The 17,466-nt window shown below is 46.1% G+C and carries 28 protein-coding genes; 3 read left to right on the forward strand and 25 right to left on the reverse strand.

Annotated elements, in window-relative coordinates:
* Positions 1 to 452 precede the first annotated feature (452 nt).
* The 21 genes from BMZ71_RS05765 to BMZ71_RS05860 form a co-directional block, all read right to left on the reverse strand.
* Complete coding sequence (locus BMZ71_RS05765; protein WP_086988133.1) at positions 453 to 1,205, reverse strand: hypothetical protein; 753 nt, start codon at positions 1,203 to 1,205, stop codon at positions 453 to 455.
* A 17-nt stretch (positions 1,206 to 1,222) separates the two neighbouring features.
* Entirely contained in the window at positions 1,223 to 1,633 is a 411-nt protein-coding gene (locus tag BMZ71_RS05770) for a hypothetical protein (protein WP_086988134.1), read from the reverse strand.
* Between the two features lie 11 nt (positions 1,634 to 1,644).
* Positions 1,645 to 2,100 (reverse strand): single-stranded DNA-binding protein, encoded by a 456-nt coding sequence (ssb, locus tag BMZ71_RS05775; protein WP_086988135.1) that lies wholly within the window; start codon positions 2,098 to 2,100, stop codon positions 1,645 to 1,647.
* A gap of 1 nt (position 2,101) precedes the next feature.
* Complete coding sequence (locus tag BMZ71_RS05780) at positions 2,102 to 2,404, reverse strand: hypothetical protein (RefSeq protein ID WP_086988136.1); 303 nt, start codon at positions 2,402 to 2,404, stop codon at positions 2,102 to 2,104.
* Positions 2,401 to 2,613 (reverse strand): hypothetical protein, encoded by a 213-nt coding sequence (locus BMZ71_RS05785; protein ID WP_086988137.1) that lies wholly within the window; start codon positions 2,611 to 2,613, stop codon positions 2,401 to 2,403. The genes BMZ71_RS05780 and BMZ71_RS05785 overlap by 4 nt, the downstream gene beginning before the upstream one ends.
* A complete protein-coding gene (locus BMZ71_RS05790; protein WP_086988138.1) occupies positions 2,600 to 2,878 on the reverse strand; it encodes a hypothetical protein in 279 nt (92 codons plus the stop codon). The genes BMZ71_RS05785 and BMZ71_RS05790 overlap by 14 nt, the downstream gene beginning before the upstream one ends.
* Entirely contained in the window at positions 2,875 to 3,273 is a 399-nt protein-coding gene (locus BMZ71_RS05795) for a YopX family protein (RefSeq protein ID WP_086988139.1), read from the reverse strand. The genes BMZ71_RS05790 and BMZ71_RS05795 overlap by 4 nt, the downstream gene beginning before the upstream one ends.
* Positions 3,274 to 3,377: 104 nt before the next feature.
* Positions 3,378 to 3,635 (reverse strand): hypothetical protein, encoded by a 258-nt coding sequence (locus tag BMZ71_RS05800; protein ID WP_086988140.1) that lies wholly within the window; start codon positions 3,633 to 3,635, stop codon positions 3,378 to 3,380.
* Between the two features lie 9 nt (positions 3,636 to 3,644).
* Positions 3,645 to 4,595, reverse strand: coding sequence for a tyrosine-type recombinase/integrase (locus BMZ71_RS05805; protein WP_086988141.1), 951 nt, complete (start codon positions 4,593 to 4,595; stop codon positions 3,645 to 3,647).
* 14 nt (positions 4,596 to 4,609) lie between these two features.
* Entirely contained in the window at positions 4,610 to 5,296 is a 687-nt protein-coding gene (locus tag BMZ71_RS05810; RefSeq protein ID WP_086988142.1) for a DNA methyltransferase family protein, read from the reverse strand.
* On the reverse strand, positions 5,280 to 5,843 hold the full coding sequence (locus BMZ71_RS05815; RefSeq protein ID WP_086988143.1) for an HNH endonuclease signature motif containing protein: 564 nt from the start codon (positions 5,841 to 5,843) through the stop codon (positions 5,280 to 5,282). Before BMZ71_RS05815 ends, BMZ71_RS05810 begins: the two co-directional genes overlap by 17 nt.
* Positions 5,844 to 5,847: 4 nt before the next feature.
* On the reverse strand, positions 5,848 to 5,979 hold the full coding sequence (locus BMZ71_RS15430) for a hypothetical protein (RefSeq protein ID WP_256957848.1): 132 nt from the start codon (positions 5,977 to 5,979) through the stop codon (positions 5,848 to 5,850).
* A 6-nt stretch (positions 5,980 to 5,985) separates the two neighbouring features.
* The gene (locus tag BMZ71_RS05820) at positions 5,986 to 6,780 is read right to left on the reverse strand and encodes a putative HNHc nuclease (RefSeq protein WP_086988144.1); all 795 of its coding nucleotides are present in this window, start codon (positions 6,778 to 6,780) and stop codon (positions 5,986 to 5,988) included.
* A complete protein-coding gene (locus BMZ71_RS05825; RefSeq protein WP_177187514.1) occupies positions 6,777 to 7,736 on the reverse strand; it encodes a phage replisome organizer N-terminal domain-containing protein in 960 nt (319 codons plus the stop codon). Before BMZ71_RS05825 ends, BMZ71_RS05820 begins: the two co-directional genes overlap by 4 nt.
* Before the next feature lie 70 nt (positions 7,737 to 7,806).
* Positions 7,807 to 8,064 (reverse strand): hypothetical protein, encoded by a 258-nt coding sequence (locus tag BMZ71_RS05830; RefSeq protein WP_086988146.1) that lies wholly within the window; start codon positions 8,062 to 8,064, stop codon positions 7,807 to 7,809.
* Positions 8,061 to 8,330, reverse strand: coding sequence for a hypothetical protein (locus BMZ71_RS05835; RefSeq protein ID WP_086988147.1), 270 nt, complete (start codon positions 8,328 to 8,330; stop codon positions 8,061 to 8,063). Before BMZ71_RS05835 ends, BMZ71_RS05830 begins: the two co-directional genes overlap by 4 nt.
* On the reverse strand, positions 8,327 to 8,560 hold the full coding sequence (locus tag BMZ71_RS05840; RefSeq protein ID WP_086988148.1) for a hypothetical protein: 234 nt from the start codon (positions 8,558 to 8,560) through the stop codon (positions 8,327 to 8,329). The genes BMZ71_RS05835 and BMZ71_RS05840 overlap by 4 nt, the downstream gene beginning before the upstream one ends.
* Entirely contained in the window at positions 8,553 to 8,819 is a 267-nt protein-coding gene (locus BMZ71_RS05845; RefSeq protein ID WP_086988149.1) for a hypothetical protein, read from the reverse strand. Before BMZ71_RS05845 ends, BMZ71_RS05840 begins: the two co-directional genes overlap by 8 nt.
* Before the next feature lie 170 nt (positions 8,820 to 8,989).
* The gene (locus BMZ71_RS05850) at positions 8,990 to 9,271 is read right to left on the reverse strand and encodes a hypothetical protein (protein ID WP_086988150.1); all 282 of its coding nucleotides are present in this window, start codon (positions 9,269 to 9,271) and stop codon (positions 8,990 to 8,992) included.
* Between the two features lie 3 nt (positions 9,272 to 9,274).
* Complete coding sequence (locus tag BMZ71_RS05855; protein ID WP_086988151.1) at positions 9,275 to 9,985, reverse strand: BRO family protein; 711 nt, start codon at positions 9,983 to 9,985, stop codon at positions 9,275 to 9,277.
* On the reverse strand, positions 9,986 to 10,216 hold the full coding sequence (locus BMZ71_RS05860; RefSeq protein WP_086988152.1) for a helix-turn-helix transcriptional regulator: 231 nt from the start codon (positions 10,214 to 10,216) through the stop codon (positions 9,986 to 9,988).
* Between the two features lie 141 nt (positions 10,217 to 10,357).
* On the opposite strand from BMZ71_RS05860, the gene BMZ71_RS05865 reads away from it, so the two are divergent.
* The 3 genes from BMZ71_RS05865 (at position 10,358) to BMZ71_RS05875 (ending at position 12,967) form a co-directional block, all read left to right on the forward strand.
* Positions 10,358 to 10,993 carry a LexA family protein gene (locus BMZ71_RS05865; RefSeq protein WP_086988153.1) on the forward strand — a complete coding sequence of 212 codons (636 nt, stop codon included), beginning with the start codon at positions 10,358 to 10,360 and terminating at the stop codon, positions 10,991 to 10,993.
* 50 nt (positions 10,994 to 11,043) lie between these two features.
* Complete coding sequence (locus tag BMZ71_RS05870; protein WP_086988154.1) at positions 11,044 to 11,658, forward strand: lipoprotein; 615 nt, start codon at positions 11,044 to 11,046, stop codon at positions 11,656 to 11,658.
* A gap of 160 nt (positions 11,659 to 11,818) precedes the next feature.
* Positions 11,819 to 12,967: a tyrosine-type recombinase/integrase gene (locus tag BMZ71_RS05875; RefSeq protein WP_143071395.1), complete on the forward strand. Its 1,149-nt coding sequence runs from the start codon at positions 11,819 to 11,821 to the stop codon at positions 12,965 to 12,967.
* A gap of 106 nt (positions 12,968 to 13,073) precedes the next feature.
* On the opposite strand, the gene sufB is transcribed toward BMZ71_RS05875, so the two are convergent.
* Genes sufB through sufD form a run of 4 tightly spaced genes read right to left on the reverse strand, consistent with a single transcriptional unit; the run spans position 13,074 to position 17,461 of the window.
* Positions 13,074 to 14,468, reverse strand: a complete 1,395-nt coding sequence (sufB, locus tag BMZ71_RS05880) for a Fe-S cluster assembly protein SufB (protein ID WP_086988156.1) — start codon at positions 14,466 to 14,468, stop codon at positions 13,074 to 13,076.
* Positions 14,465 to 14,950 carry a Fe-S cluster assembly sulfur transfer protein SufU gene (gene sufU / locus BMZ71_RS05885; RefSeq protein WP_086988157.1) on the reverse strand — a complete coding sequence of 162 codons (486 nt, stop codon included), beginning with the start codon at positions 14,948 to 14,950 and terminating at the stop codon, positions 14,465 to 14,467. Before sufU ends, sufB begins: the two co-directional genes overlap by 4 nt.
* Positions 14,937 to 16,172: a cysteine desulfurase gene (locus tag BMZ71_RS05890; RefSeq protein ID WP_086988158.1), complete on the reverse strand. Its 1,236-nt coding sequence runs from the start codon at positions 16,170 to 16,172 to the stop codon at positions 14,937 to 14,939. Before BMZ71_RS05890 ends, sufU begins: the two co-directional genes overlap by 14 nt.
* The gene (sufD, locus tag BMZ71_RS05895; protein ID WP_086988159.1) at positions 16,169 to 17,461 is read right to left on the reverse strand and encodes a Fe-S cluster assembly protein SufD; all 1,293 of its coding nucleotides are present in this window, start codon (positions 17,459 to 17,461) and stop codon (positions 16,169 to 16,171) included. Before sufD ends, BMZ71_RS05890 begins: the two co-directional genes overlap by 4 nt.
* Positions 17,462 to 17,466 lie beyond the last annotated feature (5 nt).

Raw genomic sequence — 17,466 nt, forward strand, 5'->3', positions numbered from 1 at the left:
CGCTTTCTTTCCTGTCTTGGACATTCCGAATGTTTCCGGCCGATTATCCATCCTGACATTAAAAGTCGTCAGAATGGAAATATAGACGTTATTTTAAATTACTTGGAATAGTCCCCTCGCACATCTTTTAACACACCGTTCATTTCTTTCAAGAACGATGCTCTCGGACTTCTTTGTGATCCAAGTCTTGTCAACTCAAGAATGGATCCGACAATCTTTCTTTCTAACCGTTCCCTGAGTTCTAGCCCGTCGTAAGCGATAGCCATAAGCAGCTGTATTTCGGTTATGCTGAAGTCTCGTGGGTGTTTCGTTTTTAAGTGATTGAATGATGCTCTGTCCTCCTGGTACACGCGACGTTTGATTGTCTAAAGCGCACTTTGTGTACTATCATCAGTTATTTCCATGTTCATCTTCATGATGGATTCGCGGCTCTCTCTCATAGTTAACCCACCCTATGCCAAAATCGTGATATTATCGACAGCTTTATCGCCCTGCTCAACAATCAAGTTATTATGCAGATACTCGGCAATACTTGCTTTGGCAGCCGCTCTCCAAATGCATCCGTCAGCCTCAAACAAGGCGCATCCAGGGGCATCGTTGATTCTAAATACGAACTTACTTTCCGGCTGATCGACTTCATGGAACGTTCTATATGGCTTAAGAGTTACAGGGTTTGGCGCTTTTGCAAGCTGCAGTGTAGAAACACCTGTTTTTATGGTCGTTACTTGAGACACGCCGTTATCGGCTATCTCAGCCCCTTTATCAATCTTAATTGCCGATGCATAGTTTAACACCACGTCATAATCGCCATCGGGAATGAAATTCGACTGCATCATGATGTTGAATGATTCCACATCCATAAAGTGCTTGTATCTTATTTCAGGCGTGATAGCTTTTACCACCGCCAACACCCGACGTCTGCTTTCATCATCCAGCTCCGTCTTGACTTCAACAGCATCATGATCCGTGACATGTACGATCAGATTGGCATATTCTCCAGTTTCATCCAGCTGTTTACGGATATACTCAACCAGGCTCGTTAGTGATGAAAGTTCCAAAGGCTTCGGATAACGACGCGGATCCAATTCTCGCAAGTCGTGTGCTTTTGCATCGAAATATTCCTTGTCCTCGTAACTTCTCACGATTTTCTCTTCGTTATCTTTTAAATCAACCACATATTTCAAAGCGTCTTTTAAGTTTTCCATTTTTATTCACCTGTCCCTTATTTGATTTTTCTTGAATTAAAGTCGATAATGCCGCCATCTTCGATTTCTTCTACAGGGATTCCCACATCCGTCTTGAGCGTGCTGTCGTTTGCATCGAAGAACATTTGACCAGGTGCGGATGATTTTAGTTCCGCTGCATGGATGTAACCTGAATCATCCCTACCGGCCATCATAAGCGCGGAGACACTTTCCGATGGCTGAAGCTTACTCTTGACCGTTACATTTGTCTCGATGACTTGCCGAGTGGAATCGGAAGAAAACTCAACGTCGATGATCAATTTTCGGCTTGGTTTGAATGCCGTATTCACATCCAGGATGTTGGCCACAATCTTTCGGACTTCCTGGTCTATCTTTTCCTGCACTGCTCCACCAGCAAGGTCGCTGATATTAAAGTCTATGTTGTTCATGCTTCTTCCTCCTAAAATGGATTCTCCGGCTCGTAGTTGTCGAAGTTCGTGTAATTAAATCCTGGATCGCTGGATGCATCCATCCCGTTTGATTCTTTTGGCTGATCTTGCCTATAAGTATTTTCCCGCGGCCGCTGCTCCGTTGTTTGCTTCGGCTCCAGGAGAGTGAAGCTATCTGCAACAACTTCAGTAACGTATACGCGCTGCCCTTGTTGATTATCATAATTTCTTGTTTGGATCCTTCCGGTTATGCCGACTAAAGAGCCTTTACGAGTGAAATTCGCGAAATTCTCTGCAGATTTTCTCCAAATGACACAGCTGATGAAGTCGGCTTCTCTTTCTCCTGCCTGGTTCGTAAACTGTCTGTTTACAGCAAGAGAGAATGTTCCTACTGCCGTGCCGGTGGATGTATAGCGTAAATCGACATCTTTTGTAAGACGGCCTACCAAGGTGACGTTATTGATCAAATCACTTCACTCCAATCTTTAATAGTTTTTCCAAATCAGTTGGAGATCTATTGTTCCAGCTGATTTCATGCATATCGCTATTTCGGATAATTTCAGCCGGCATTGATTCGATGTTGTCAAAATCTTTCTCCCGGTATCCCCAGCATCCATCATCCATATATCTTTTTGGCTTCATGGAATAAATAACAAGCCATGTATCATTAACGCAGTCTCGGACTACATATCGGAACCCTTTATCGTACTTAACTCTGAGCCATTCAAGGACCTGTTCGCGAGTTTTCTCTTGGAAGAACGTATCACTCATCCGATTTCCTCCAACTCGGCCCAAAAGCTGTTTCCCGACTTCAGCGGAATCTCCTTATGCAACTTCCCTTTGTCCAGCATGAACCTATATTTTTTGCCACCATGCTCAGCTATTATGTAATAGCTTTTTTTGAAGAAACCTATTCGTTCGGGCTTTTTAATTTTGTAGCCAAGGCTGTTTATAAACTGCAGAGCCTCATTCAGATTCATATGCGGTACCTCCGATTTCCTTATTCAACTGCTCCACCCGATTGGTTGCCATGTCAAACTCGAATTGTTTCCCACTCAACTCCAACCGCACCTTTGCCAGTTCTTGCCGGACGTCGATCAATTCATCGCGGTATTCCATTCCCTGGACTTCGAGCCGTGTTTCATACCATTCGGCCTGTTTTTCTATTTCTTGATCCAAAAACAAATTTTCTAAGTTGGTCACAATAAGCAAAGCCGCTAATATGGCTAGTATTGCATCTTTCATTCTGCATCCTCCAATAGTTCCGGATTTTCGTAAATGTTCCCAACTAAATCCATATAATCGTTATCAATTAAAAGTTCCGCTACCGCAGTGCCACCTATAGCGACTACCCAAAAGGCGCCATCATAAAACTCAACTTTCCAATACTCGCCGTCGTCTTCCAAAATATCACCTTCACAAAATTCTGTGGCAGTGGAGTCATATAGTCCGGTGTACTGCGTTACTGTTTCCGGAACTACCTCTACGCAAAATTTATATATTTGCTCCATCGGGCAACTAAGTAGGTCAGACGTCGCAAAGCAAATGAACGTCAATTTTCCGAAACCATTTTTTATTGGAACGCCTTGCACCCATCGGCCATCTTTTGTTTTACCGCGAAACTTAATCTCTCTGCTCATTCTTCCCGTCCCCCTGTTCTCAGCGCATCGGCAAACAGCTGAATAGGATCTTTCCAGATTCCATTCCAATCACTTTATATTGCTGTACCATCTCATCCACAACCTCAATTAATAGTGTCAGCCGTGTCAGCTTCAAGCATCGGCGGAAGAGTAGGATTAATCACATCTGACATGCTGCTCATGGCTTTTTGCGCATCCAGCGCGAGCCGTCCTACTTTAACTATTTCACTCGCTACACCTTCGACCCTCACAGACCGTTCAAATTCAAGCCTTAACTCAGCTTCTGACATGTCAGGCTCATTCAGCCTTTCCAGTTGTTCAAACAAATAGCCGTTCAAATCCCCCAGATTCTGTCTTTTCATGTTTTCCTCCTATCCTATCGCCGTAAGTGCGCCGATCATCACTTGATTGTCCTTCGATGCCAGCTCATCGATGATATGCGTATAGGTTTCTTGGGTAGTGGAAACACTCGAATGCCCCAACCTGTCCGCTATTGAGTGGATTGTCACTCCTGCATTCAAAAGGATGGATGCATGCGTGTGACGCAGGGCGTGGACGGTTATCACCGTTACTCCGGCTTCTTCGCATTTCCTTTTCAAAAAATAATTCACCGTTGAATTAAAAACCCGCTTGTATTGGCCGTTTTCGAATTTTTCCACAAATATCGGTTCATCCGGCGGAAGGTCCTTGATTACCGGCGCAAACTGCCCGACTATCTGCCAGTCGATGGCGATTTTCCGAATCGATGACTTGTTCTTCGTGAGATCGAAACAACCGTTCGATGTTTTATAAGACCAGGTCTTGTTTACGTTCAGTGTGTTCGATCGGAAATCAAAATCATTCGGCGTCAGAGCGAGTAACTCGGAGAATCTCAAACCCGTTTTTAAAGCGATGACCACGAACCAGTCCATGTTTATTTCCTGGCTGAAATTCAAACTGTTCACCAGTCGCTTCGCCTCATCCACATTGAGCCATTTCTTTTTCTTCGGAGCAGGCGTCTTCCCTTTTATCACGGCTTTATAAGTCGGATCCCTTTCTATTTGTCCTTCGTGGAACAAATCCATGATGCATCCCTTAACCTGATGATGAAAGTCCATCGTCGTCTGCTTCTCGTGGGTTAATGCATATTCATTGATGATGCGCTGATAGGTCCTCCGATCCAGTTGGCTGATTTTTAACGTTGGAGCAAGCTGCCTCAGCGTCCGGTTTGTCATTCGATATTTCTTCAGCGTCACATCCCTAACAGCCCCGACCTTATATGTATCGATCCACTCTTCGAAATAATCGGCGAACAGCTGTTCATTTTTCTTTTTTCTTGCCAATTCTTAATCCCCTTTCAGAACAGGCTTAACTGCTCTTCCTCTTCCGGACCCTGGTAAAGATAGCGCGTTTCTGATCCGACGCTTTCAATGTGCTGGATAGGTTCTTCCAGCCATTCGTTCACGTTGAAATAGTTTTTGCATGCATCAGAGTGCGGCATGATATTGATACTGCTAAATGTCGTATAGCCATCCTCATCATTTTGGAGGAAATAGACCTGTTTGAACTTCCTTGTCAGCGTGTCACCGTGAAGCACAGCTGCGTTCATTCCTCTTATGGCCAGATTGAACAACAGGAACGGAAGCGCCCTGTCAGATAGTTCCTCGCATTGGTAGAAGCATAGAGATGGCCGATACTCGAAAAATCCGATTGCCATCTTATCATCCACCCACTTTTTAATTGTGATGCCTCCGCTTCCGGCCGCTACATCCAGGTTCATTCCCGGGCCATTGCCGGCCAATTGCGATAGGACACTCGCGACCGCCATCGGTGTAAAATCTTGATTCAATTTAGCTTTGTTTGAATGCTCTTCCTCGAAATAGATGTGAAACCAATCGTTATCTAGATTCACCTCGTGTTCCAGGAATTTCTTGAATAGTTCTTCGCGTTTTCTTTTATCGAAAAGCACCTTCATCAGCACATCAGGCGCCTGGTACGACTCCTTTATGCCGAATAGTTCGTCAATTTTAGCGTTTGTCAGCATCTTTTTTCAGGTCACTCCTTTTTATTGCGATTTTTGTCAGCAATAAGGCGGTTTCTTTTGTTTCTTTGTCGTAATAATCAAATTTCCGTTTATTCAGTACAGCCAGCTCTCTCCGCGTGATGCATACCAGGTTTTCTATCGCGAAATCCGTCTTATCATCGTTGGCGAACAGGATGCAGCAGTCATCCGGCAGCGGGCCGTTTACTTCTTCCCAGATGATCCGATGCTTTTGCTTCCAGGTTAGCGGGCCGGTCTTCACTTCGGCTATACCACGAACGCTTATTCTCTCTGTTCCGATTGGCAGGAAGTTCCTCTGTTGCTTTTTAATCTTGAAATCAACACCGGCCTTAAGCCCTTTCTTCCATCCCGGAAGCTCAGTCTTGCTCTTTACGCCATGATTCGTGCGCCAGTTTTGAAATTGTTTCACGCTAACTTCTTTTCCGAACTCCTCTTTGAGTAGCTGAATCATTTCAGCATTGCGTCGGCCGTCGATATTTTCGACTATGAAAGCGGCTTCCTCTTCGGAAAATATACTCTTTCTTGGCACATCATCACTCCTTATGGGTCTCAAAGCTTACGACTTGGATACCTTCCTGCTTTGCGTATTTCAGAGCATCGGAAGTATTTTCAAATACACCCACCACTTTATTCCGAATGCAGTCAGTCATAATTACTTTAGCCATCCCGTATTACCCCCTGTAATTCAATTTTTCATACTGCTCTTGATTCATGATGACACCAACAACATGATGCTTTCGCATGAAGGTTTGCTGACCTATCTTGTGTGATTCTTCATGGCAGCCGATGCATAAGCACATCAAGTGATGCTTTGTGTGATCAATCTTCTTTCTGTTGCGGCCGGCCCCAATTGCATCCACGTGATGGACCTGCCCTTTTTTACCGCATAGTGCACATTTCCTTGTCCAGAGGCACTTGATCAGATAGTGCTTGATGTCATCAACGTAATTGAGCGGAGATTCTGCCAAACCAATATCATTGTCGAGGCAAAAATCGACGATATAAGAGATAAACTTGCTTGCGACTTCTACGGAGCAGTTCACCTGCAGTTCCGATGTGCTGAAGTACGGGACCTGATGCAGTTCCATGAATTCCCGTTTCCGGTCCTCTCGCACCTGGTCTATGCTTTCGTCTCCGGTGTACTCCTTGATGTCCCTGCATAAAGCGTTTATGTATTTGCGCTGCTTCGCGGTAATCACTCGGCTATCAAAGAGTCGGAACTCGCCGAACAAGTCGCCGTTTGCATCCACCAGTCTGTCAAAAAGATATTCGGGGATGGATGCATCCATACGAATGATCATTTCTGTTTGGCCAAAAGCGTTTGTCCTTCTGGCCAGAACTTCAGCAAGCCGGTTTATGCTGCCGTCATCATTGATTTGAGCCAGTCTGGATGCATCCTCGGCCATTTCTCTTTCTGCTTTGGCCAGAAGTTTGTCCAGGGCTTTTTTTCTATGCCGTTTCTTCATCCGGCTTCGCTATTCTTTCCGGAAGATTTCAGCCGTGCGATGCGTTCCTGCACTGCTCGCTGCTGATCAGGGTCCGGAGCGGTCTCCGTAACGTCACGCGGGGTCTCTGCCCATTCCGGCATCTTCTCCGTTTTCCGTTTCTTGTAATTGGCATTGGCAGCCACACGCATCTGATCATACTTTTCACGCAACTTCTTCGTGCAGAGGACATTGATCTTCCAAAAGTCGTCAGCCTGGCTCCATTCGATCATGCCTTTCACCTGCTCTATCGTACGGCCGTCCAGTTCCACCATCTTCCTGAGTTCATCGGCCCAGGACTGCATGTTTGGCTTTTTGGCTTCTGGGTTATTCAAGAGCATTTTTGAAAAGAGATATTCCGAGAGTTGAAGATAAGGAGAAGTGTCGTCATAAATCCGCTTGCCGGATTTTGTCGACGTTATATCTTTTATATTCTTTTCTTTATCTTTCTCTATATCTACTTCTATATCTATTGCGTGATGCGACGTTACGGGTAACGTGTCCGTAACGTTACTCTCACGTTTTTCTAAATCTTCGATATTAAGTTGTTCGATTTTTTTCCTGTCACGATAGCGTTTCTGCCTCTCTGCGTTCTGCAGCTTCACACGGGACATCGCCTCGACGTTCTGATGTTTCTCCCAGTTCGTTATTAGGATGACGCCCTCGCTGGTATCAATCATTTTAAATCGTTTGAATGTTTCGAGCGCGAGTCGGATAGTGTTTAGCGGCTTGTTAAAAATCGTGGATAGCATCTCGTCTGTATATGGCAGGTCTTCATCGATGTAGATTCTGCCGTCATCATTCGTTTTACCCGCAAGCGTCAACAGCCGGACCCATATGATGATGATGGCATCGGCTTCCGGCATCGCCTCTATGAGCCTGATTTTTTCATCGTCAAACATGTTTATGGTCAGTTTGACCCATGTAATTTCGGCCATTTCATCCACCTTTCTTTCTGTGATATACTTTCCTTGTAAGGTTTTTTCTTTACGGGCTGATGTTGGCGCATCAGCTTTTTTTGCGTCTTGCTTTAAATCTGCGATGATACTCCGCTTGTGCATCAGCAAGTTTGATCTTTGTTCTTGTGTCCAACAATGGGTAGTGTTTCATTTCCAGGAACGAGCCATCGACAAGGTTAACCTGCAGGACCGGAACTGATCGGCCGTCGATTATTTCCCATATACGTGCCAGGTTTGGATCAGACTTGCTTTGTTTATGCGTAAGACCGCGCCGGGCCATAACCTGCGCCAAGATAAACAACGTCATCCATTTGCACCACCTAGCCAGACATCACCGGATTCCACTACCATTTCCAATAACGCTGCATCCAGATATGTGTCAAGAGCCTCGTTTTTCGCCTTCTCCAACTGAGGCAAGCGGCCACTTTCTGCAAGTACCCGGCGATCACCTTGGAACACGAATAGACGGTAGGTGCGTTTATCCAAGAATAAAATGCTGATGCAGGAGGTAAAGTGTTTCTTTTGGAAATCCTTGGCCTTCTTTTTAGCGTATGCTGCTGTATAAGTTTTCACTTTCCTTCCACCTCCTGTTGGGTATTTTTCCCCCAAAATTCTTCAATTCCTCCGATTATCAGTGCTTTTGATTCAAAATCTGAATACCCAGCCTTCATGAACTCTCTCCTGACTGCGTTGACAATCACCGTTGTAAGAAATACGAGTTCGATCGGGTCGCCCTCCATCATAGTTAACTGCTCGTCCTCGTTCCTGTATGCTGCGCATGTGATGTAAATTTTCTCAGTCATTTTTTTCACCGCCTTCCAGCATTACAGTTGCTTGCACTATTAAATCGATTTGATCGTAATGCTTTGAGAAACCCACATAAGGATAAACAAAACTTGATCTGTCCTGGATATATTCCCGATCTGCTTTTAAACCTTCGAATGATTCCAGATATTTATCTACATTTTCAAGCGAGTCACTCGTGAGCAAAAGATTAATTTTTGCTCCCATCCTCATTGCATCCAGGACAGCCTTTTCTATTTCAGTTACCGTCTCTCTCATGGCTTGCTCCCCCTTAAAATATCAACCCTAGCTCAATACCGCCGGCTATGCCGAAGAATAGTAATGCAATACTGACTACGACGGTGGTCCCTATAAAGCTGACCAATCTATCCTCAAACTCATTTGTAAAGATTTTCAATTCCAATCCCCTCTTTCACGCTGGCGGGCGTTTATACTTTTCGATTGTCAAAAAACTTGATGATGTCATTTCGATCGTATCTATAATCATTGTCAGAAAACCGCGTCACCGGAAGGCCTTCCGCTTCCCATTGCTTCACTTTCTCATTACCAACTTTTAAGGCTGCCTTCAGTTGGCTCTTGTTTGGATAAGGCGGCAGATCGTAATACAAATTTGTCGCTTGTTTCGCCCCCTCAATAATGACGGAGGCGATTGTTTTTCTTATTTCGTCTTCCAATTGGCTCGGCAGCTGGATAGGAACATCTACCTGCATGGGTTAAACCTCCATTTCCATCTGTTCATAGTTTTTAACAAGCATCGACGTCGCTTTCGAAGGCTCCCAGTCGTCTATGAACTCAATCACTTTTTTGTAATCCTTCTGACGAAGCTGAGTCCTGGTCCGAACTCCGGTTATTTCGGCAATCTCCTTGTTGATCGCCTTAAATAGCTCCTCTTTTTGCTCCCGGTTCATGCTGTAGGCGCGTTCCTTGCCGATCTGGTACACCTTTCTAGAAATTGATTTTCCGATGTACGTGTATTCCCCGGGATCCAGTTTCACGTTTTCTTCTAAATGGATAACCCTCGCATCCACCTGGTTTACTTTTTCTTGTGTGTGTTCCGTCGCCTGGAACATCAATCGAAGCGCATCCATTGGGTCTTTCGGTATTTCATAGAAACCCTTTTTCCTGATCGATGGAAGCACTTCTTCAGTTACCCAATTTTCAAATTTTTCGGCTTCCGGCAATTTCGAACGGAAGACCAAGCGATAAACGTCTGACTCTGGAATTAACTTGAATTGCTGAGGGCGACCTAGCGAATCGCTACCCCATGCCATGAACCCTTTTTTACAATGCTTATTAGTGGCGTCGCTAGTATTCGAGTAGCCAAGGGTCTTCGCTACGTCGTTTGCTACAAAGAATGGTTCTTCATTGACCAACATTGTTCTAACCTCATTGCTTTCAAAATTAAATATTTGCAATTCGTTCATTTAATTTTCCCCCTTCACTTTGTCACCATTTTGGTGCTTCCTTGGCAAAAAAATAGAGTCTATGCTTTTGCCCAATAATTTCGACAAAGCGAACATCTCGTCTTGAGTAAATTCGCTTTTACCTTTTTCTTTATTGCGATAAGACAATGTTGAAATACCAAGGTGTGCAGCTATTTCTTCTTGGGTCATTTTCAACTTGTCTTTTCTCATCGCATATAACTTCGATTGCATGTATCTCACCCCCATGAACAAAGTTTAGCACCATTTTGGTAACTTGTAAATAGAATTTTATCTAAAAAGACAAAAAAGTTTCCAAATCGGTGATTTAGTGGTATTCTATTATCATCTAATGAATACTAAGGTGGTGATGAAATGGAGCTAAATAAATTCATTGGAACAAAAATAAAGAAATTCAGAGAATCAAGAAACATGACCCAGGATGAGCTTGCAGAGTTATTAGATACTACACGACAGTCTATAAGTAGGTACGAAAATGGAGAGAGGAAGGCCAATCAAGATTTACTGTTTGAACTAGCATCAATTTTCAAGGTATCTTTAGACGATTTTTTTCCAGTAAGAAACTTGTACGATCAAACGAATATAATTAAAGTAACACCAGAAAATATGGTCGCAATACCAGTCATTGGAACAATCGCGTGCGGTGACCCCATACTTGCTGACGAAAACATTATAGGGTATCGATACCACCTGAAGGACAGGTTGCCAAAAGGTCAGACCTTCTATTTAACAGCAAAAGGAGATAGTATGGAGCCGAAGATTCCGGATGGATCAGATGTATTAATAAGGATGCAAGATGATGTTGAGGATGGTGAAATAGCCGCTGTTTTAGTCAATGGGGATTCAGAGGCTACTCTTAAGCGTGTAAAAAAACAGGGTGATATCGTGATGTTGGTAGCCGAAAACACCGACTATGCGCCATACATCATCACGGAACACAACCCGGCCAGGATATTGGGTAAAGCTGTAGGAGTTAGCTTTTATTTATGATATTTACCGTTTTAGCGGTTTATATAAAAAACTATATTGGAGGAATTATCATGAAGAAATATTTATTGTTGTTTGGTAGCGCGTTGGTATTGGCGGCATGCGGATCACCGAGTGACGTCGAAGTTTCGGAAGAGGCATCATCAACTGCTGCCGCATCCTCAGAGGCGGCTTCCGCAGTTAGCGAAGAAGTCAGCGCACCTGGTAAAAGAAGCAATCCGGTTGCTGTTGGTCAATCAGCGACATGGGATGTTATTTATAGTGATGCAGAATCCAACAGAATTGATGGGGTTATAACGGCATCGATCTCAAATGTAGTCAGAGGCGAAGAAGCTTACAACCAACTGATTGCCGCTAACCCGTATAACGAACCAGCTCCTGAAGGTTTTGAATGGGTAATTTTCGATTTGAAAGCAACTCTGGACGAAGGCAGCGCTGATGATCCATTTAATACGGTCAATTTATCCATTACTCCGGTTGCATCAGACGGCAGCGAAGTGGCCCAACCTTTCTATGCAACATTTGAAACCGGTACTGACTTCGGATTCAAGGATTTATATCAAGGCGGCACCGACGAAGGTAAGAAAGGTTTGATCGTTCCCGTTGGCGATGAAACTTTAGTCGAAATAACTGACTGGAATACCAGCGTATTCTTTAAATTAAACTAAACAAAAAAAACACCACTCTCCCCAACCAAGACGAAAGTGGTGTTTGCCATAAAATAGCCTTATTTAAAGGTCTATTTGTATATAATCATTTTAACATATTTGAGAACCTACTGATAGTTCTTTCGCGCTGGCGGGCAAGAGAGGTGTGGAGGTTTTTAAATTGATAAAGGAATATAAAAAGAAAGATGGCTCAAAAGCATACTTAGTCCAAGTGTATTTGGGCATCGATCCCGTTACCGGGCAGAAAAAAAGCACGACAAGAAGAGGTTTAGCAACGAAGAAAGAAGCGGAAGTGATGGAAGCCAGGCTAAAGGTAAGCTCGGCGGACGGCACACATACTACTCAAAAAAAACGACGTTACCGTTTCAGCGAAATTTATGAATTGTGGTTACAACAGCATGAGCGCGAAGTGAAGTCCGGATCATACGGCACGACAAAGCGCTATGCTGAGTTGCATGTTCTCCCCTATTTCGAGAATCTGTTTATCGAAAAAATCGACATTGCTTTTTGCCAAAAGATCCTGAATAAATGGACAGATCACTTCAAAAGTGCAAAGTATCCGAAACGAATTGTATCCGAAACGTTGAACTATGCTTTACTGATGGGGATCATAGACACGAACCCGATGAAGCTGCTGAAGCTTCCGCGACAAAAAAAGGAACAACCTATGCAGCAGGAGAATTACCTGGATTCGGATGAACTGAAATATTTCCTGGAGTGCTGCGAGGATTACGGCAATGAGAAATTCACAACCTTCTTCCGGCTCCTGGCATTTACTGGATGCAGACGCGGCGAAGCGTTGGCGCTGACCTGGAATGATATTAATTTCAAGTCAAAAAGAATCACCATTTCAAAAACGCAAACCGTCAACGAAGACGGCATTGCGATCGTTTCGACTCCCAAAACGTTCGAATCGTATCGGGAAATATCCATTGATAATAAAACAGCTGACATGCTCATGGCTTGGCGATCGGCCCAAAGGAAGCTGTACTTCAAACGCGGGATCAATACCAGTTCAAAAGAGCAACTTGTTTTCACTACCTACCCGGAAAACAAATTATACAATGGTCCGACAGTGAATGACTGGCTGAACACGATTGAACGTAAGTACAAACTGAAGCACATCACCATTCACGGCTTCCGGCACACACACTGCTCGCTCTTGTTCGAAGCCGGCACCCCGATTCAGGTTGTCAAAGAGAGGCTTGGCCACAGCAACATTAACACGACGATGAACATCTATACACACGTAACCAAAAAAGCGGAAGATAATGCTGCCGAAAAGTTCGCGGAACGCTTCAATTTTTGATTCTCAAACAAATGGAATTCAAAATGGAATTCACTGCACCATTTCAGAAAAAACAAAAAAGCTAGAAACAGCTATGCACAGCCGTTTCTAGCTTATAATTTACGTTTTATCCTACAGACCCTTCCATCTCATACGCAATCAGTCTGTTCAACTCGACTGCATACTCCATCGGAAGTTCTTTGGTGAATGGCTCGACGAAGCCCATGACGATCATTTCGGTCGCTTGGGACTCGCTGAGGCCACGGCTCATCAGGTAATACAGTTGCTCTTCGGAGATTTTGGAAACTTTCGCTTCGTGCTCCAGGGAGACTCTGCCGTTGTGGATTTCGTTGAACGGAATCGTGTCGGAAGTGGAGATGTCGTCCATGATGATCGTGTCGCATTCGATATGCGAGATCGATCCTTCCGATTTCTTGCCGAACTTCACTTGTCCGCGGTAGTTCACTGCCCCGCCATCTTTGGCGATCGACTTGGAGACGATCGAGCTGGACGTGTTCGGCGCGTTGTGGATCATTTTCGCGCCGGTATCCTGCAGTTGGCCTTTGCCTGCGAATGCTACGGAAAGCATCGTCCCTTTGGCGCCACGGCCGTTCAGGAAGATACTTGGGTATTTCATGGTCACTTTGGCACCCAAGTTGCCATCGATCCATTCCATTGTCGCATTTTCCAGGGCTACTGCACGTTTCGTAACCAAGTTGTAGACGTTTCCGGACCAGTTTTGGATGGTCGTGTAGCGGCAGTAAGCATCCTTCTTCACGATGATTTCAACAACTGCGGCATGCAGACTGTCGGCCGAATAAGTCGGAGCGGTACAACCTTCAACATAGTGGACGCTGGCGCCTTCGTCGACGACGATCAACGTGCGTTCGAATTGGCCGGAGCCTTCGTTGTTGATACGGAAGTAAGTCTGTAACGGCACATCGCATTTGACACCTTTCGGCACATAGATGAACGTACCTCCGGACCAAACGGCCGAATTCAAGGCTGCTTGGAAATTATCTGTCGGCGGTACAACAGTGGCGAAATGTTCCTTGAAAATTTCCGGATATTCCTTCAGGGCCGTATCCGTATCGGTGAAGATGATGCCCAATTTCTCGAACTCGTCCTTCATGTTGTGGTAGACGGCTTCCGACTCGTACTGGACCGTTACGCCGGCCAAGTATGCACGTTCGGCTTCAGGAATCCCTATTTTTTTGAAGGTTTCCTTGATTTCGTCCGGCACATCATCCCAAGTCCGGGCAACTTTATCGGTGGCTTTCTGGAAATAGGTGATGTCATCGAATTGGAGAGTGGATAGATCCGGCCCCCATTTCGGCAACCCTGCTTTTCTGTAGGCTTCCAATGATTTCAGACGGAAATCCAGCATCCATTCCGGTTCATCCTTTGATGCGGATACTTCCCGGACGATTTCTTCCGTCAGTCCTTTACCGGTGGAATAGATGATTTTTGCGTCGTCATGAAAGCCAAATTTATAATCGTCAACTACTGGTACTTCACTCATACAATCTCTCCTTCATGCGGGGATTCCGCTTGTTCTTCCCCTTTTTCTTTTTTGTCCTGGATAATTGCTCTTTCCAAAGCCTTCCAAGCCAAAGTGGCGCATTTGATGCGGGCAGGGAATTTTGCGACGCCGTTCAGGACGATCGCTTCGCCAAGGTGTTTTTCATTCGGCTCGATTTTGTCCTGGACCAGCAGGAAAAATTCTTCCGCCAAAGCCACTGCTTCTGCCTTTGTTTTGCCGATGACAACGTCCGTCATCATGCTGGCGCTGGCTGTGCTGATGCTGCAGCCATGGCCGGAGAATTTCGCGGCCGTGATCGTGTCGCCGTCCATCGCCAATTGCAGTGTGATGACATCGCCGCAGGTCGGGTTGTTCAGCTCGATCTGTTCGTCGGCGTTTTCCAAGGTGCCGTAATTGTGCGGGTGACTGGAGTGGTCAAGAATGACATGGCGGTATAGGTTTTCTAGTTTAGATAAAGCCATCTTTGAAAAACTCCTTTATTTTATGCAAGGAGGCGATGAATTGATCGGCCTCTTCGAAAGTGTTGTAGAAATAGAAACTCGCCCGGGCTGTCGAGGATACGTCCAAATAACGCATCAACGGCTGCGCGCAGTGGTGACCGGCGCGAACAGCGATGCCTTCCATGTCGAAAGCCGTAGCCAAGTCATGCGGATGGATCCCTTCCAGGTTGAAGGTGATCACGCCCGTATGCTTTTCAGGATCGGCCGGACCGTAGACAGTGATGCCTTCGATCGCCTGCAGTTTCGGCAGCACGTAGCGCACCATTTCCTTCTCGTAGGCTTCGATGGCATCCATGCCGATCGCTTCCAGATAGTCGACGGCAGCGCCAAGGCCGATTCCGCCGGCGATGTTCGGTGTGCCCGCTTCGAATTTCCAAGGCAGAACGCTCCAGGTGCTTTCCTGATCGTAAACGAAATCGATCATTTCGCCGCCGAATTCGACTGGCTCCATCTTTTCAAGCAAAGCTTCCTTGCCGTAAAGCACGCCGGATCCGGTAGGCCCCAGCATCTTGTGGCCGCTGAAGGCGTAGAAGTCGGCGTCCAATGCTTGCACATCGACTTTCATGTGCGGCGTCGACTGCGCGCCGTCCACGACGATGTAGCCGTTGTGCTGGTGGATCAATGCGGCCAGTTCCTTGATCGGATTGGTGACTCCCAACACGTTCGAGGAATGGCAGACCGACAGGATTTTGCCTTTTGCAGTGATGACTTCGGCCGATTTTTCGACATCGACGAAACCGTCTGCAGTCAACGGCAAGTAGACCAATTTGGCCTTCTTGCGTTTAGCCAACTGTTGCCAAGGAACCACGTTGGAGTGGTGTTCCATCGGCGTGATGTAGATCTCGTCGCCTTCTTCGACGATCAGATCGCCGAAGCCGACAGCAACCCAGTTCAGGCCGGTTGTCGTGCCGCGGGTGAAAAGGACTTCCTTCTCTGAAGCGGCATTGATGAAGCGGCGCAGCTTTTCGCGGGCGGCTTCATAGGCTGAAGTCGCGCGTTCCGCCAACGTATGCACGCCGCGGTGGATATTGGCGTTGTCATGCTCGTAATAGTGTTGGATGGCTTCCAGCACCTGTTTCGGTTTTTGGGAAGTGGCCGCATTGTCCAGATAAATCAGCGGCTCGTCGTTTACGGTCTGGAAAAGGATCGGGAAGTCTTGTTTGATTTTCTTTGCATCGATCAAAGTTTCATCAACTTCCTTTCGATCATCTCCACCAAACCGTCACGGATTTCTTTGACCGGGATGGCCGCGATGACCGTACCCAGGAATCCGCGGATGACCAGACGTTCTGCTTCTGCCTTAGGGATACCGCGGGAAAGAAGATAGAACATCTCTTCCGGATCGACGCGTCCGACGCTGGCGGCATGGCCGGCTGTGACGTCGTTCTCGTCGATCAACAGGATCGGGTTCGCATCCCCTCTGGCGTTATCGGACAGCATCAGCACGCGGCTTTCTTGCTGCGCATCTGCACCCTTCGCGCCTTTGATGATGTGGCCGATGCCGTTGAAAGTCAAAGTCGAACGATCCATGATGACCCCGTGCTGCAGGATATGGCCGATCGAGTGCTTGCCGTAGTTCGTGACGCGGGTATCGATGCCCTGCACTTGTCTGCCTGTGGAAACAGCCACGACTTTGATTTCGCTGTGGGAGCCTTCGCCGATCAGATCGGAATCGAAATCGGAGATGACATTGCCATCGTTCATGACGCCGATCGCCCACTCGATGGAGGAATCTTTCAACAGGTGGCCGCGGCGGTTGATGTAGACGGACGTATTTTCGCCCATGGTGTCTACTGCCGAGAATTTGACTTGCGCGCCGGTTTTCGTGATGACTTCGACGATGATGTTGGCGCTGTTCTTTTCATTGCCTTCAGTTTCATAGCGCTCCACGTATTTGACGGAGCTGTTCACGTCAGCGACCAAAAGTACGTGTTTGACGAAGCTTTCCTTCACGTGGGAATTCTGGATGAACAGAGCTTCCAACGGTTCTTCGATGACGACGTTCTTCGGCACATAAAGGAAGACGCCGCTGTTCATGAAGGCTGTGTGGAAAGCGGTGAACCGGTCTTCTTCCGGCTTCACGGCTGTCGTCATGTAGTATTCCTGGACCAGTTCAGGATAATCCTGAGCGGCCGTATATAAGTCGGTAAAAATGACGCCTTGATCGATCAAATGCTGCGGCAATTGCTCCATCAGCGTCACGTTTCCGAATTGCACGATTTTCGGTGTGTCGCCCAAGTCGTATTGGAGACCTTGGCTGTTCACCAATTCCTCGCCGTATGCACCGGCGGAGATGGTTGTGTCAAGGAGCGGCCAACGGTGGTAGCTGATGCGTTCCATCAATGGGAAAGCCAGCTCTTCATATTTTTCAAGCCATTCCAATCGTTTATTGCGCATCCATTCCGGTTCTTCCTTTTCAATGGAAAACAGGCGAACCGCATCCAACAAGGACGTTTTTTCTTCGTTCAGCATGTGAC

It is taken from the genome of Trichococcus flocculiformis (assembly GCF_900113645.1).
GTDB classification, from domain to species: Bacteria; Bacillota; Bacilli; order Lactobacillales; family Aerococcaceae; genus Trichococcus; species Trichococcus flocculiformis.

Coding starts and splice junctions, on each gene's coding strand:
- BMZ71_RS05765 (WP_086988133.1), bottom strand. CDS start 1,205: ATGGAAAACTTAAAAGACGCTTTGAAATATGTGGTTGATTTAAAAGAT.
- BMZ71_RS05770 (WP_086988134.1), bottom strand. CDS start 1,633: ATGAACAACATAGACTTTAATATCAGCGACCTTGCTGGTGGAGCAGTG.
- BMZ71_RS05780 (WP_086988136.1), bottom strand. CDS start 2,404: ATGAGTGATACGTTCTTCCAAGAGAAAACTCGCGAACAGGTCCTTGAA.
- BMZ71_RS05785 (WP_086988137.1), bottom strand. CDS start 2,613: ATGAATCTGAATGAGGCTCTGCAGTTTATAAACAGCCTTGGCTACAAA.
- BMZ71_RS05790 (WP_086988138.1), bottom strand. CDS start 2,878: ATGAAAGATGCAATACTAGCCATATTAGCGGCTTTGCTTATTGTGACC.
- BMZ71_RS05795 (WP_086988139.1), bottom strand. CDS start 3,273: ATGAGCAGAGAGATTAAGTTTCGCGGTAAAACAAAAGATGGCCGATGG.
- BMZ71_RS05800 (WP_086988140.1), bottom strand. CDS start 3,635: ATGAAAAGACAGAATCTGGGGGATTTGAACGGCTATTTGTTTGAACAA.
- BMZ71_RS05810 (WP_086988142.1), bottom strand. CDS start 5,296: ATGCTGACAAACGCTAAAATTGACGAACTATTCGGCATAAAGGAGTCG.
- BMZ71_RS15430 (WP_256957848.1), bottom strand. CDS start 5,979: ATGGCTAAAGTAATTATGACTGACTGCATTCGGAATAAAGTGGTGGGT.
- BMZ71_RS05820 (WP_086988144.1), bottom strand. CDS start 6,780: ATGAAGAAACGGCATAGAAAAAAAGCCCTGGACAAACTTCTGGCCAAA.
- BMZ71_RS05825 (WP_177187514.1), bottom strand. CDS start 7,736: ATGGCCGAAATTACATGGGTCAAACTGACCATAAACATGTTTGACGAT.
- BMZ71_RS05830 (WP_086988146.1), bottom strand. CDS start 8,064: ATGACGTTGTTTATCTTGGCGCAGGTTATGGCCCGGCGCGGTCTTACG.
- BMZ71_RS05840 (WP_086988148.1), bottom strand. CDS start 8,560: ATGACTGAGAAAATTTACATCACATGCGCAGCATACAGGAACGAGGAC.
- BMZ71_RS05845 (WP_086988149.1), bottom strand. CDS start 8,819: ATGAGAGAGACGGTAACTGAAATAGAAAAGGCTGTCCTGGATGCAATG.
- BMZ71_RS05850 (WP_086988150.1), bottom strand. CDS start 9,271: ATGCAGGTAGATGTTCCTATCCAGCTGCCGAGCCAATTGGAAGACGAA.
- BMZ71_RS05855 (WP_086988151.1), bottom strand. CDS start 9,985: ATGAACGAATTGCAAATATTTAATTTTGAAAGCAATGAGGTTAGAACA.
- BMZ71_RS05860 (WP_086988152.1), bottom strand. CDS start 10,216: ATGCAATCGAAGTTATATGCGATGAGAAAAGACAAGTTGAAAATGACC.
- BMZ71_RS05865 (WP_086988153.1), top strand. CDS start 10,358: ATGGAGCTAAATAAATTCATTGGAACAAAAATAAAGAAATTCAGAGAA.
- BMZ71_RS05870 (WP_086988154.1), top strand. CDS start 11,044: ATGAAGAAATATTTATTGTTGTTTGGTAGCGCGTTGGTATTGGCGGCA.
- sufB (WP_086988156.1), bottom strand. CDS start 14,468: ATGAGTGAAGTACCAGTAGTTGACGATTATAAATTTGGCTTTCATGAC.
- sufU (WP_086988157.1), bottom strand. CDS start 14,950: ATGGCTTTATCTAAACTAGAAAACCTATACCGCCATGTCATTCTTGAC.
- sufD (WP_086988159.1), bottom strand. CDS start 17,461: ATGCTGAACGAAGAAAAAACGTCCTTGTTGGATGCGGTTCGCCTGTTT.